This is a genomic window from Nocardia ignorata NBRC 108230 (assembly GCF_001612905.1).
GTDB classification, from domain to species: Bacteria; Actinomycetota; Actinomycetes; order Mycobacteriales; family Mycobacteriaceae; genus Nocardia; species Nocardia ignorata.
In genome coordinates this window covers 75,659-89,758 of sequence record NZ_BDBI01000025.1, presented here as the reverse complement: position 1 = coordinate 89,758, position 14,100 = coordinate 75,659, and the positions used below count along the sequence as shown (strand labels likewise).

General features: G+C 69.1%; 9 protein-coding genes. 2 read left to right on the top strand and 7 right to left on the bottom strand.

The annotated features are described in order from the left end of the window. Positions 1-29: 29 nt before the first annotated feature. From NI2_RS20960 to NI2_RS20945, 4 genes are all read right to left on the bottom strand, one after another. Positions 30-6,164 carry a non-ribosomal peptide synthetase gene (locus NI2_RS20960; protein ID WP_067493191.1) on the bottom strand — a complete coding sequence of 2,045 codons (6,135 nt, stop codon included), beginning with the start codon at positions 6,162-6,164 and terminating at the stop codon, positions 30-32. Positions 6,165-6,512: 348 nt separating this feature from the next. Continuing rightward, entirely contained in the window at positions 6,513-7,415 is a 903-nt protein-coding gene (locus tag NI2_RS20955; protein WP_243749715.1) for a lysophospholipid acyltransferase family protein, read from the bottom strand. Between the two features lie 47 nt (positions 7,416-7,462). Further along, on the bottom strand, positions 7,463-8,281 hold the full coding sequence (locus tag NI2_RS20950; RefSeq protein ID WP_067493187.1) for a GNAT family N-acetyltransferase: 819 nt from the start codon (positions 8,279-8,281) through the stop codon (positions 7,463-7,465). Positions 8,282-8,528: 247 nt separating this feature from the next. Further along, entirely contained in the window at positions 8,529-9,845 is a 1,317-nt protein-coding gene (locus NI2_RS20945; protein WP_067493185.1) for an NAD(P)/FAD-dependent oxidoreductase, read from the bottom strand. Between the two features lie 136 nt (positions 9,846-9,981). Between NI2_RS20945 and NI2_RS20940 the strand changes: the two genes are divergently transcribed. Further along, positions 9,982-10,836, top strand: a complete 855-nt coding sequence (locus tag NI2_RS20940; protein WP_067493438.1) for a LysR family transcriptional regulator — start codon at positions 9,982-9,984, stop codon at positions 10,834-10,836. Here the strand turns inward: NI2_RS20940 and NI2_RS20935 are convergent, their stop codons facing one another. Further along, the gene (locus NI2_RS20935; RefSeq protein WP_243749716.1) at positions 10,837-11,823 is read right to left on the bottom strand and encodes an aminoglycoside phosphotransferase family protein; all 987 of its coding nucleotides are present in this window, start codon (positions 11,821-11,823) and stop codon (positions 10,837-10,839) included. 109 nt (positions 11,824-11,932) lie between these two features. On the opposite strand from NI2_RS20935, the gene NI2_RS20930 reads away from it, so the two are divergent. Beyond that, the gene (locus tag NI2_RS20930) at positions 11,933-12,376 is read left to right on the top strand and encodes a GNAT family N-acetyltransferase (protein WP_067493183.1); all 444 of its coding nucleotides are present in this window, start codon (positions 11,933-11,935) and stop codon (positions 12,374-12,376) included. A gap of 19 nt (positions 12,377-12,395) precedes the next feature. Here NI2_RS20930 and NI2_RS20925 read toward each other — a convergent pair whose 3' ends face one another. Together NI2_RS20925 and NI2_RS20920 are read right to left on the bottom strand one after the other, a co-directional pair. Continuing rightward, the gene (locus tag NI2_RS20925; protein ID WP_243749717.1) at positions 12,396-13,046 is read right to left on the bottom strand and encodes a Uma2 family endonuclease; all 651 of its coding nucleotides are present in this window, start codon (positions 13,044-13,046) and stop codon (positions 12,396-12,398) included. 84 nt (positions 13,047-13,130) lie between these two features. After that, the gene (locus NI2_RS20920; RefSeq protein ID WP_067493179.1) at positions 13,131-14,087 is read right to left on the bottom strand and encodes an electron transfer flavoprotein subunit alpha/FixB family protein; all 957 of its coding nucleotides are present in this window, start codon (positions 14,085-14,087) and stop codon (positions 13,131-13,133) included. Positions 14,088-14,100 lie beyond the last annotated feature (13 nt).

Genomic DNA, 14,100 nt, shown 5'->3' with positions numbered 1-14,100 from the left:
TCCCGCGCCCGCCCGGGCGCGGGACCGGCTCAGGCGACGCCCGCCGGGGCCGGGAAGAACCCGGTCTCGATGTAGTGGTCGAAATAGCGGGCGATGACGGCCGCGTCGACCGCCGGAATATCGATGGGCAGCGTTTCGGCCGACTCGACGCTGCTCGACTCGACCGCGTCGAGCACCGAGCTCGCCCCCGCCGCCGCGACCGCCGCCACATAGTTGCCGCTCAGTGCCGACGCACGCGCCAGCATCGGGTCGACCCCCGGCTGTTCGGCGGCCGTGGTGAGGATCTGCCCGAACTCCATCGGATCGATGAAGTCGAAACGGTAACCGCGCCGCACGATCTCGTCGTAGACGATGCCGAGCGGCACCTCCGGACCCGCCGCCCGGAACACCTGGCCCAGCGCCGAATCGTCACGTGACCGCCGCACGATGCCCGCCGCGACGTAGTCGACCGGCGCCATCCCGATCGCGACCGAGCGCACGTCGACGGCCGTGCCGAGCACAAGCATCGAGCGAAGCATCGTCCACCAGGCGTCCTCGGCCGGTGCGACGCCGGTGCGGGAATCACCGGTGATGAGGCCGGGCCGGTACACCGCGATCGGCACGCCGCGCTCGGCCGCCGTGTGCATCAACTGTTCGGCGACCCACTTGGTGAGCGCGTAGCCCGGAAGCCCGGCAGGCACGCCGTCGGCCTGCGGAATGCCCGCGAGCACCGACGTCGTCGATACGTAGTGCACCGCCTTGACGCGGGTGGTGGTGGCCAGGCGCAGCACCTCGGTGGTTCCACCGACATTGGCCTCGCGCATCCGCCCGTACGGCTCGAGATGATTCACCAGGGCGCCGTTGTGGTAGATCACGTCGATCCGGTCGGCCAGTTCGGCGAAGCGGCGTGGGTCGATGCCGAGCTGCGGCCGGGCGAGATCGCCTGGGACACCGGCCAATCGGGCCCGATCGACCTCGATGCCGTATCCGGCCGCCGTGGCGACCACCCGGTCGAGTGCGGTGTCGGGGTCGGCGGCGCGCACCAGGCAGTGGACGGTCGCGGTGGTGTGTTCGAGCAGTTCGCGCAGCAGGAAGCTGCCGAGGAATCCGGTGGCGCCGGTGAGCAGGATGTTCGCCGGTTCGCCCGAGCGCGGTGGGGTGCACCCGTCGAGGGTGATCGACGGATCGAGCACCCGGTCGAGCGCCGGATCGGGGCCGGTCGAGGAGGCCGCCTTCTCGTCGCGCAGTGCCAGCGCCAGGTCGCTGACCAGCGGATAGCTGAACAGCAGTCGCAATGCGACCTCGATGCCGAGCCGTTCGGCCAAGCTCGCACGCACCCGGATGGCCGACAGCGAAGTACCGCCGAGGACGAAGAAGTCGTCGTCGCGGCCCACCCGCTCCAGCTCGAGCACGCTCGCGAACACCTCCGCGACGACTCGTTCGTCGTCGGTGACCGGTGCCTGGTACTCACGGATCTCGCGCGCGGGTGCGGGCAGCGCCTTACGATCGAGCTTGCCGGTCGCGCCGAGCGGGAACTCGTCGAGCGCGAGCACCCGGTGCGGGATCATGTACGGCGGCAACAGGGTTCGCGCGGTGGCCAGCACCTCGGCGACATCGACACCGGACGGCGTGACGTAACCGACGAGTTGTTCGTGGTGCACCGTCACCGCCGCACCGGCCACCGACGGATGCGCGCGCAGTGCCGCCTCGATCTCGCCGGGTTCGATGCGCAGGCCGTGCAGTTTGAGCTGCACGTCGGTGCGGCCGAGGTAGGTCAGTTCGCCGGTGGGCAGGCGGCGCACCAGGTCACCGGTGCGGTACATGCGTTCGCCGACCGGACCGTAGGGGTCGGCCACGAACCGCTCCATCGTGCGACCGGGGCTCCCCAGGTATCCGCGGGCCAGCTGCGCACCGGCCAGGTACAGCTCGCCGGGCGTGCCGAGGGGCACCGGCCGCAGCCGGGCGTCGAGCACATGGGCGCGAGAGTTCCAGTGCGGCAGGCCGATCGGGACGATGCCGTCACCCACCTCGGTGACGTCGGCGGCGGTGATCGAGACGGTCGCCTCGGTCGGCCCGTACAGGTTGTGCAGCCGGCCGGAGGTGGCGGCGGCGAAACGGGCGATGGTCGCGTTCGGCAGCGCCTCACCGCCCACCCAGACCGCACGCAGCGTCCGCAGTACGCCCGCGGGCGCGGCGTCGAGGAGCATCTGCAGCACCGACGGCACGATGGTCGTGCCGGTGACACCGTGGCGCGCGATGAGATCCGCCAGGTAGGCGGGGTCGGTGAGTCCGTGTGCGGCGGCGACGACCATGTGGGCCCCGGCGCGCAGCGGGGTCGCGAAACCGATCATCGAGGCGTCGAAGGTGAACGGAATCGACTGCAGCACAATATCGGCGGCGCCGACCGCGTACTCGCCGACCATGAACGCGGTCTGGTTCACGATCGCCGAATGCGGTACACCGACACCCTTGGGTTTGCCGGTGGAACCCGAGGTGAAGATCACGTAGGCGAGGTCGAGGGTCCGCAGCGGACGCAGCCGGTCGGCGTCGGTGAGCCACGTGTCCGAGAAGGCTTTCAGCGCACCGGAATTCGCGACCAGGTCGACCGAGATCACGGGCAGGTCGTCGACCTCGACGGTGTCGGCGACCGTGCTGAGCACGCAGGCCGGGCGCGCGGCGGTCAGGATGTCGGCGCGGCGTTCGGCGGGCGACTCCGGGTCGATCGGCACATACGCACCGCCCGCCGCGAAGACCGCGTACATGGCGACGACCAGGTCGAGCGACGGCCGGATCGCCACCCCGACGGTGCTGCCCGGCCCGACCCCGGTCGCCACGAGCAACCGGGCCAGCCGGTTGACCCGGCTCGCGAGCTCGTGGTAGGTCAGGGTCCGATCGGCGAACGTCACCGCGGGCGCCTCCGGCGTGCGCGACGCCTGCGTGCGGAACTCGTCGAGCAGCGTCACGTCGGGAACCAGCCGCAGCTCACCGGCCGGTTCGGTCCGCTCGGACTCGGTGAGCAACGGCAGATCACCCACGGCGTGGTCCGGGTGGGCCACGGCGGCCGCGAGCAGCGTTCCGAGTCGGGCGCCGAGCGCCGCCATGGTCGACTCGTCGAACAGCGCGGTGGCGTAACGCCACGAACACCGCAGCCCGGCCGGTCCGTCCCCGTCTTCCTGGGGAACCACCGTCAACTGCAGGTCGACCGGGGCCACCTCGTCGCCCAGATCGACTGCCGCCACACTCAATTCGGGCAGTTCCAGGCGTGCGGCACCGAAGTTCTGGAACGACAACGCCACCTGGTACAGCGGATGATGCGCCTGGGTGCGGGGTGGATCCAGTTCGGCCACAAGACGTTCGAACGGCACGTCGGCGTGCCCGAAGGCCGCCAGATCGCTCTCGCGGACCCGGTCGAGCAGGGCGGCGAAGGGTTCCCCCGCCGCGATCCGGGTGCGCAGCACGACGGTGTTGACGAACATGCCGACCAGGTCGTCGAGTTCGGGCTCACCACGACCGGCGACCGGGGCGCCGAGGGTGACGTCGTCGGTGCCCGCCATCCGGGCCAACAGCACCGCCAGTGCGGTGCGCACCACCATGAACAGCGAGGCATTGTGTTCGCGGGCGAGGGTTTCCAGTGCCCGATGCAAGTCGGCGTCGAAGGCGAAGTGGTGCGCGGCGCCCCTGGTGCTCGCGATCGGTGGGCGCGGACGGTCGGTGGGCAGCTCGAGCAGGGCGGGCGCGCCCGCCAGCGCGGTGCGCCAGAAGTCGAGCTGGCGGGCCAACAGGGAGGCGGGATCGTCTGCGGCGCCGAGCACTTCGTGCTGCCACAGGGTGTAGTCGGCGTACTGCACCGGCAGCGGTGACCAGGCGGGGGCGTGGCCCTCGGTGCGGGCGCTGTAGGCCGTCATCAGATCGCGGGTGAGCGGGCCGAGGGAGAAGCCGTCGGTGGCGATGTGGTGCACCACCACGGCCAGGACATGCTCGGTCGCCGAGAGCTGGAAGACGGTGGCGCGCACGGGAACCCGGGCGCACACATCGAACCCACCGAAGGTGTGCCTGGCGAGCTCACCGCGCAGGTCGGACTCCGCTATCGCGGTCACCGCCACCTCGAGACCGGCCGCGGCCACCGGAAGGACCTGCTGGTAGCCCTGGCCGTCGTGTTCGGGGTAGACCGTACGCAGCACTTCGTGGCGTTCGAGCACATCGTCGAGGGCGGCGGTGAGGGCGGCGGTATCGAGCGGACCGGACAGGCGAAGCGCGACCGGAATGTTGTAGGTGCTCGCATCGGGGTCGAGGCGGGCCATGAACCACATGCGCTGCTGGGCCAGCGACAGCGGAATCCGCGCACCACGCTCGCGGCGGGTCAACGGCACACGGGTGTCGGCGACGAGGTCGGCCAGCGCGGTCGCCAGCGCGGCCACACTCGCGTGCTCGAACACGGTGCGCGCGGGCACCCTGACGCCGGTGAGCGCGCCCAGGCGCCCGGCCAGGCGGGTGGCGAGCAGGGAATTGCCGCCGAGCGCGAAGAAGTCGTCGTCGCGGCCCACCCGGTCGGTGCCGAGCAGCTCGGCGAAGACCTCGGCGACGGTGCGTTCGGCGTCGGTTCGCGGCTCGGCGAATCCGCGTGTGGTCAGCTCGGGGTCGGGCAGGGCGCGGTGGTCGAGTTTGCCGACCGGAGTCAGTGGCAGTTCGTCGAGCACCACGACGGCCGACGGCACCGCGTGCTGCGGCAACCGCTGCTCGGCGAGCCGAGTCAGCGCCGCCGGATCGACGGTCGCGCCGGGCGCGGGCACCACATAGGCGACGAGGGCGTCGACCCCGCTGGGCAGCGTCCTGATCAGCGTCGCGGCGAAGTGCACCGAGTCGTCGGCCGAGAGCACGGCGTCGACCTCGCCCAATTCGATGCGGAAACCGCGCAGCTTCACCTGCGCGTCGGTGCGGCCGAGGAATTTCAGGCCCATCCCACCGGGCACCGGCTCCCATTGCACCAGGTCACCGGTGCGGTAGAGCCTGCCGCCGCCCGCCGGGTCGGCGACGAAACGGCTCGCGGTGAGCCCGGCGCGGTCGTGGTAGCAGCGGGCCAGCCCGGCGCCTGCCAGGTACAGCTCGCCGGGGACGCGGTCGGGCACCGGGTGCAGCCGGGCGTCGAGGACCACCGCCGTCATGCCGGGGATCGTGTTACCGATCGTCACCACGTCGCCGGGGTCGAGCCGGTCGCTCATGGCGCAGACGATGGTGGTTTCGGTCGGGCCGTAGACGTTGAAGAAGGAGCGACCCGGCGCCCACCGCGCGATCAGCTCCGGTGGGTAGGCCTCGCCGCCGACGGCGAGCGCACGCAGCTCGGGCAGCACGGTGGCATCGAGACCGGCCAGCGCTGCCGGCGTGATGAAGGCGTGAGTCACCCGTTCGGTACGCAGCAGTTCGGTGAGTTCGTCACCGCCGTACACATCCGGCGGCGCGATGACCATCGTCGCGCTCGCCCCCACCGCCAGCAGCACTTCGAGCATGCTGGCATCGAAGCTGGGTGAAGCGAAATGCAAGGTGCGCGAATCGGTATCGATGCCGAATCGGCGGACCTGCTCGGCACACAGGCCCGCCAGACCGGTGTGGGTGACCGAGACGCCCTTGGGCACACCGGTGGAACCGGAGGTGTAGATGATGTAGGCCAGCTCGTCGGGACGCAGCTGCGCGGTGCGCTCCCCCGCACACACGGGTTCGTCCGACGCGGCGGCGAGTTCGGCCTGGTAAGCGGCGGAATCGACGGCGAGCCAGCGGATTCCGGTGTCGAGGCGGGCGGCGTCGTCGGCCAAGGCGAGGCCGAAGCCCGCGCCGGAGTCGCCGAGCATGTGGGCGACGCGTTCGGCCGGGTAGCGCGGGTCGACCGGCACGAAGGTGGCGCCGCACTTGGCCGCCGCCCACACCGCGACCACCGATTCGATCGAGCGGGTGAGCGCGAGGACGATGCGGTCACCGGGGCCGAGCCCGCGGGCGATGAGCACACGGGCCAGCCGGGAGGACCACTGGTCCAGCTCGGTGTAGGTGAGCGAGCGGCCGGCGAACCGCAGCGCGGTGGCCTCGGGGGCACGCTCGACAGCTGCCGTGAGCAGCCGGGGCAGGGTGGCGGAGGTCGATACTCGTCCACGTCGAACGGGGCGGGGTCGACGGACGCCAGAAACTTGCTCGGTCACCGGAAACGCTTCCCTTCACCATGGATCAACCCATGCGTTCGCACTGCTCACACGCCGCCGGGCGACGACTACACCCGGCGTATCGGGAAAATCCTGCGTGACGGTACCGCAAATATCTCATTTAGTTCATGGCATAGCCAATTCACAGGTTTCACTTCGCAGCGAAGTGGGTAGAGGGGACTCTTCAGTCAGCGGCGCAGGTCACGCGGTGATCAGGGCAGCATCGCACGCACACGCTGCGGTAGCGCCCTTTTCACATTTGCGGGCGGCACCTGCTCGGCGGCAGGACGAATACCGGTAGCGGAGGTCGCGATCGCGACCTCCGCTACCGGAACAAGACCGGGAGGGTTACCAAGCAGTAGCTCCGGTGGACACCGGCTCCTGCTGCGTCACCGAGGGATCCTGCACGCGCGTATTGCCCGATTCGATCCATTCCGTGTCGAGCACACCGTGGCGCGAGCGGTCGGCGCCGCGAATGGCGCGCTCACACCGGCGTGCCAGATCACGGCGGTCGGTGCCGGGGTGCTCGCGCGGTTCCAGCACGATCTCGACGGTCATGCCTTTGCTGCGCAGCACCCGCTTCGCCGAGTCGGCGAAGGTGTCGTCACCGACGAAACCCGGAACGGTGCACGGCATTCCGTCGCGGTCGAGGTAACGCAACCGCACCGGCTGCACCGGGGTGGCGGTGTCCACGGCGGCCTGGAACATGGCCGGGCGCAGCGAACCGTAGGCCCGGCCACACCAGGTGGTGCCCTCGGGGAACACCACGATCCGGTTACCCGCACTCAGCCGTTGCGCGACTTGCCCGACCACACCCGGCAATTCGCGCAACCGGGCGCGCTCGATCGGGATCACGCGGGTGAGCTGGGCCAGCTTGCCGAGCAGCGGCCACTCGACCATGTCGGCACGCGCCACGAAGCTCACCGGTTGTACGGCGGCCAGCGCGACCACGTCGGCCCAGCCGATGTGCCCGGCCACCACCATCATCGGCGTGCCCGGATCGGCGAACCCGGCCGCCGAGGCGTCGGCTCCGCGGTTGTCGATGACGCGCAGCCGCATCCCCAAGCAGCGCAACGCCGCTCGGGCGTACCGGCGCTGCATGTCCTCGCGACGCGCCTTCGGGGTGGCGACGGTGAGGACCGGGAAACCGAGCACCAGCCCGGCCACCCCGGCCAGCCTGGTCAGCATTCTGGCGGTACCGACCTCGTCGATCGGTTCGATACAGCCGGAACCACAGGGGCTCGACGGCATCCACGAGTGTGAGTGGGGGGCGGGCGGCGCGTCGAACACCATGGCGGTTACTTCCCGTCGAAATTGGCGGCCGCGCTCTGCAGCCGCTCCAGGTACCGGGTGTTGATGGTTTCCATACCGAGCAGCGCGACGAAGTCGGCGACCGCGAAATCGGGGTCGTGCGCCGGTTCGCCGCAGATCTCGGCGCCCAGGCGCAGGTAACCACGTAACAGCGGCGGTAGCTTCGGGCGGCTCGGCGGGGTCAGCTGGTCGAGCGACAGTCCGTCGACGACGACCGGGTTGTACGGCTCCACATAGCGTTCCGGGTCGCAGGAGTGGCGGCCCAGCAGCATGTCGCGCACGCCGCGCACGTTCACCCCGGCGGGGTCCTGCGGGCTGTCCTGCATGGGCACCGACACACAGCCCATCACCCAGTCGTAACCGGTGAGTTGGATGTAGTGCAGGATGCCCGCCCACATGAGGGTGAGCACCGAGCCGTTGCGGTGGTCGGGCACCACGCACGCCCGGCCCATCTCCACGATGCGGTGGCCCTCGGGATCGAGGCGGGTGAGATCGAATTCGGTGGCGGTATAATAGCCGCCCGCCGCGATCACCCTGTCCGGCGGCAACATCCGGTAGCAACCGACGAACTGTTCGGTGAACTCGTCACGCACGAGCAGGTGGTCGCAGTGCTCGTCGAACCGGTCGGCGTCCAGACCGGTACCGTTGTCGGGCATCTGGAAACCGGGTTCGGCGGCGAAGACCTGGAAGCGCAGGCGCTGCGCGGCTTCGCGATGCTCGGCGTCGGAGGCGACGACGAGCGAGTAGCGAGACTTCCCCACCCCGGAGTCCGGCGCCGGCGCGGTCAACACGGACGAAATTGTCATGCAGTTGATGAAGCCAGCCCGACTTGGCATCGGGGCGACGCTCCAGTGTCGTGACGATGCCCGTTCGGTGAACGAGACACCCGTCACACCGGGCGTTCACCGACCCGCTGCCCATCGTTCGCCCACCTGCGGGTTTCTGGCCGAACACCGTGGATTTCGCGTGAGATCCGGAATGCGGGTGCGCACTGCGTAGCTTGCGAAACGGGGACGGCCCGCCGGTTTCCCGGCGGGCCGTCGGACAGTCGGATCAGGCCGCGACACGATCCTTCTTGTCGTTGTTCGCATCGTCTGTCCCGGCGCGCTCGTCACCGGATGCGGCCGCCGGGAGCTCGCGCACCTCGGCCTCGGCGAAACCGGGGCGGGCCGTACCGGCGAACGCGACCAGCCAGGACGCCACCGCGGCGAACCGGTTGCGGAAACCGACCAGGTACATCAGGTGCACGGCCAGCCACATCGCCCAGGCGATGGTGCCGCGGAAGGTGATGCGCTCGTTGAGCTTCACCACGGCGCTGAACCGGCTGATCACCGCCATGCTGCCCTTGTCCCAGTAGACGAACGGCGTGCCTGCGTCCTTCTTGCCGCGAATGATGTCGGCGGCGTGACGACCCTCCTGCATGGCCACCGGCGACTGGCCGGGGTAGCCGTTGAGCGAGGTCATGTCGCCGATGGCGTAGATGTCGGCGTGCCCACCGACGGTCAGATCGGGGTTGATCAGGATGCGTCCCGCGCGGTCGGTCTCGGCGCCGGTGGCCTCGGCCAGCAGCGTCGCGAAGCCACCCGCCTGCACACCCGCCGACCACACCACGGTCTCGGCGGCGATACCGCGCTCGATGCCCTCCTTGTCGCGGACGGTCACCTTGCCCTCGGCGATGTCGGTGACGAAGGTGCCGAGCAGCACCTGCACGCCGCTACCCTCGAGCGACCGCTTGGCGTACTCCGAGAGCCCGCCGCCGAACGGCGGGAGCACCGCGTCGGCACCCTCCACCAGCGTGACCGAGACCTTCTGGTGGAAGTGCCTTTTCGCGAGTTCCTTGATCTGGCCCGCCACCTCGACACCGGTCGCGCCCGCGCCGACGACCACGAAGCTGAGCAGCTTGCGCTTGGTCGCCTCGTCGGCGTGCTCGGCCTTGGCGAAGACGGTGGCGATCTGGTCGCGCAGCCGTTCGGCGTCGTCGATGGTCTTGAGCGAGAAGGTCTTGTCGGCGAAGTCGTCGCGACCGAAGTAGCTCTGGCTGGCGCCGGTGGCCGCGATCAGCGAGCCGTAGCGGATCTGGCGGGTGCCCTCGGCGGTCTCGTAGGTGAGCACGGCGGCGTCGGCGTCGATGCCGGTGACCTTGCCCAGGCGGACGTCGGCCTCGGGGTGGCGGCGCAGTACGTTCTTGATCGGCGGGGCGATCTCTTCGGAGTCGAGTACGCCGGTCGCCACCTGGTACAGCAGCGGCTGGAACAGGTGCTCCGGGGTGCTCGAGATCAACACGAAGTTGATTCGCGACTTGGCCAGCTGCTTGGCTGCGGCAAGTCCGCCGAAGCCCGAGCCGACGATGACGACATCGGTGTGTTCCATGATCGCGCGCTCTCCAAGATCGGTAATGAATCCTTTCCTATGAGTAAACGCGATGCGGAACGCAAACGTTTCCCCCGCGTGGGCGCATAATGAAGATGACTCTTATCTGCATAACTAATATATGGGAGGTCAGCGGGTGGAACTGCGTCAACTTTCGTACTTCGTGGCGGTCTGCGAAGAGCTCAGTTTCAGCCGTGCGGCGAGCCGCTGCTTCATCTCCCAGTCGGCCATCAGCCACCAGATCGCGCGCTTGGAACGCGACCTCGGCGCCCAGCTTTTCGAGCGGACCACCCGGGCCGTTGTACCCACCGAAGCGACGCTGCGACTGCTCCCCCTGGCCAAGCAGATGCTGAGTCTCGAGTCGGCGATCCGGGCGGCCGTGCGCACCACCGGGCCGCGAATTCGGTTGGCCGCCAACATGTCTTTCGCGGCGCCGTCGCTGTCCGCGATCGCCACCGCGCGCGCCGCGCACCCCGACGCCGAGATCGAATACGTCATCAAACCGTTCCGTCAGCGGATCACCGCCGTCGCCGACGGTGACTGCGATCTGGCCCTGATCCGCGGGAGCGTGGAGCAGCCCGGTCTGGCCGTGGAACAGCTGTGGGTGGAGGACCTCGTGATCGCCATCTCCAGCAGTCATCCGCTCGCCGAACGCGGCGCGGTGACCCTCGCCGAACTCAGCCCCTACCCCCTGCTTCTCCCCCCGGAACAGGAGCAGGTGTTGTTGCACACACTCATCCGCTCGGCCTTCGCCGACCTCCCGACCGGCCCCACCTTCGGCCCCCCGATCCCACCCGACCACACAGCGACCATGGAGCTACTCAACCGCCCGGAGTCCTGGACGATCCTCTACGAAGGACCCACCAAGGGCCTGCTCACCCTCGACCTCACCGACCACCGGCTGCGGATCCCGGTGTCGGCGGTGTTGCGTGAGGACGCTCGGGAGAATCCGATCGTGCGCACCCTGCTCGACGCGCTCCACGAGCACTGATCAAGTTTTGGCGATGGTGGCGGACGGTCCGTCGCCATCGGGGAGCGTGAACGGGAGTCGCGCCAGTGCGTTGGCGACTGCGGCGTGGAGATCGCGCATTTCCGGGTCGTTGTCTTCGAGGGCCCAGGTGAGTTCCTCGACGGTGCGGACCAGGGCCCAGCCGCGGGCGCGTTCGGGGTCTACGTCGAGTGCTGCTGCCGTGGTGGCGATCACCGTGTCGGCGTGCTCGGGGGTCGGGTCGGACTGGGTCTGGATCATCAGGAGGAAGCCCGCGTCGAAGGATGCTTCGCCGAGGCACGGTTTCGGGTCGATCAGAAGCCATGGTTCGCGTTCGGCGGCAACGATATTGCCGAGGTGGGTGTCGCGGTTGACGATCAACAGGGGACCTTCCGGCTCGCTCAGTGTGATGCACCAGCGCTCCACCAACGTCCGTAGAGATGGTGAGATCTCTTGCGCCACAGCAGGGTCGGTGAGTCGGGTGCGGAGGCCGTCTATGACGTCGGTCGCGGCGGGGAAGGCCGGAAAGCTGTCGGGAACGGCAGGCGCTGGTCGGCGGAGCCTGCGGTACAGCTCGCATGCCGACTTCACCTTCGCCGCGTTCTCCGGCCGACCCTCGAGGCTCGGGAAGCCGGGCTGGGTGAGCAATTCCGTTCCGGGGAAAGCCCATTCGAGCAGCATCGCACCGGTGGCGGGGTCGAATTCGAGCAGCCGGACAGCGCCGTCACCGTCGTAGGCGTACAAGGCGGTCGCCTCGGCGATGTTCTCCTCGTCGACCATCGGCACCTTCAGCACGGCCTGCCGTCCGTCGTCGCGCCTGGCCCCGGCGACGTAGGCGTGCGTTCCGCCGCCGAACGGCGCGGTGAACTCGCTGAGCCCCCACCGCTCGGCCAGCCCGGCCACGACGTCCGGCAACTCGTCGATCCACCGCGCACCGGCCGCACCGAACACCGCACGAACCGTCTCCTCGATCGCCGACGGCAACTCCACAGGCAATCCACCCGACACCATCAACTCACCCTGCCGACGCCGACTCCTGCCGTCAATCGAATTCCTACGCCCTCGACCGACCACCACCGAACCTGACAGCCTTCCGACCATGACGGATCCGCTCACCCCCGACTTCCCCTCCGGCTACGAAGTCTCCACCGACACCGCCCGCATCGACGCGGGACGTGTCCACACCTGGCTGTCCACCGACTCGTACTGGGCGAAGGGCAGAACGCGGGAGAAGCAGGACAGCGCGATGGCCGGTTCCCTCAATTTCGGTGTCTACGACAGTGGTTCGGGCGAGCAGGTGGCCTACGCCCGGGTCGTCACCGACCGTGCGACCTTCGCCTGGCTCTGCGACGTGTACGTCGACCGCTCGGTCCGAGGCAAGGGCCTCGGCACAGCCCTGGTCACCGCAGTCCGCGACCACCTCGCCCCCTACGGCCTGCGCCGCATCATGCTCGCCACCCACGACGCCCACGGCGTCTACGAGAAACTCGGCTTCGAGCCGCTGAGAAACCCGGAGCACTGGATGGCCCTCGAAATACGGTGAGCGCTACTGGCTCGCCGAGTCAGAAAACCAAGGACAGCCAATCGATTTCGATGGGGAAGGGGTACGGGAAGGAGATACCTGGCGCGGAACCGCGAGCCCACTCCCCCGCCAGCAGATAGTTCGCGTTGCGGAGTGGACGAACGCCGGGGGGAAGTTGCGCGTGGCCGGTTTCGAGGATGTACACGCGCAGGGCGCCGATACCGGTGAGGTCCTTGGTCAGGTCCACTTCCCAGTACGAAGGGATGCCGGCGCCCGCGTAGCGCGCCTTCTTCGCTTCTATGTCGGCCGGGGTATTGGACGGCGACAATACTTCCCCGACCAGAACAGTGTCGGAGGCACGGACATCGGAGCCCGGTGACAGGCAGCGGTGCACGAGGAAGTCCGGCGTCACGAAATCCGACTTTCCGGTGGAGCCGAAAAATACGTTCGTCTCGAGATTCACCCGCCAGCACCGGTCAGGGTGCGTGGACATCTCACGCCGGGCGCTGAGTTCGAGTTCGTTGGTCAGACGACGCGTGGCAGTTTGATGCTCACCGGGCCCGCGGCGCACGAAGACCACACGCCCCTCCCACAGCTCGATCTGAGCAGCAATCTCCTCAGGTAGCTCCTCCAGTTCCTCCCAGGTCATCGACTCGGGAAGATCAGGGCGATCGACGCTCGGCATGGCCATGTCCCCATGCTACGCAGCGGAAAACGCAAAACTCGCCAGACCTGACGTCTCTCGACGACAGATCTGGCGAGTCAGCGGACGCGCCTAGCCCTTGTGGGACTTGACGGCGTCGGTCAACTGCGGGGCGACGTTGAACAGGTCGCCCACGATGCCGTAGTCGGCGATCTCGAAGATGGGAGCCTCTTCGTCCTTGTTGACCGCGACGATGGTCTTCGAGGTCTGCATGCCCGCGCGGTGCTGGATGGCACCGGAGATGCCGAGGGCGATGTAGAGCTGCGGGGAGACCGTCTTACCGGTCTGGCCCACCTGGAACTGGCCCGGGTAGTAGCCCGAGTCGACGGCGGCACGCGAGGCACCGACGGCGGCACCGAGCGAGTCGGCCAGCGCCTCGACGACCGAGAAGTTGTCGGCGGAACCGACACCGCGACCACCGGAGACGACGATGCTCGCCTCGGTGAGCTCCGGACGGTCACCGGCGACGACCGGCTCACGGGAGACGACCTTGACGACGCCTTCTTCCTGCGCGGGCACGGCCACGGCGACCTGCTCACCGGCGCCGGCCTGCGGGGCGGCCTCGATGGAGCCGGGGCGCACCGAGATCACCGGCACGTCGCCGGTGGCCTTGGCGTCGACGGTGAACGCGCCACCGAAGATGGAGTGCACGGCCGAACCGTCACCGTTGACGCCGATGACGTCGACGAGCAGACCGGAGCCGATGCGCGCGGCGAGGCGGCCCGACACCTCCTTGCCCTCGGCGGTGGCGGCGACGATCACGGCGGCGGGGGCGGCGGACTCGACCAGCGAGGCGAGCACGTCGACCTTCGGGGTGACCAGGAAGCTCTCGACCTCGTCGCCCTCGGCGACGTAGATCTTCTCGGCGCCCGCGGCGGCCAGGGCGGCGGCCAGCTTGTCGGCGGTGCCGGGGGCACCGGTCACGACGGCGGCCGGGGTGCCGAGCGCGCGTGCGGCGGTGAGCAGTTCGGTGCTGACCTTCTTGACGGCACCGTCGGCGTGCTCGACGAGCACAAGTACTTCAGCCATTGTTCTTTCTCCT

Coding starts and splice junctions, on each gene's coding strand:
- NI2_RS20925 (WP_243749717.1), bottom strand. CDS start 13,046: ATGGCCATGCCGAGCGTCGATCGCCCTGATCTTCCCGAGTCGATGACC.
- NI2_RS20955 (WP_243749715.1), bottom strand. CDS start 7,415: ATGCCGTCGAGCCCCTGTGGTTCCGGCTGTATCGAACCGATCGACGAG.
- NI2_RS20945 (WP_067493185.1), bottom strand. CDS start 9,845: ATGGAACACACCGATGTCGTCATCGTCGGCTCGGGCTTCGGCGGACTT.
- NI2_RS20920 (WP_067493179.1), bottom strand. CDS start 14,087: ATGGCTGAAGTACTTGTGCTCGTCGAGCACGCCGACGGTGCCGTCAAG.
- NI2_RS20930 (WP_067493183.1), top strand. CDS start 11,933: ATGACGGATCCGCTCACCCCCGACTTCCCCTCCGGCTACGAAGTCTCC.
- NI2_RS20950 (WP_067493187.1), bottom strand. CDS start 8,281: ATGACAATTTCGTCCGTGTTGACCGCGCCGGCGCCGGACTCCGGGGTG.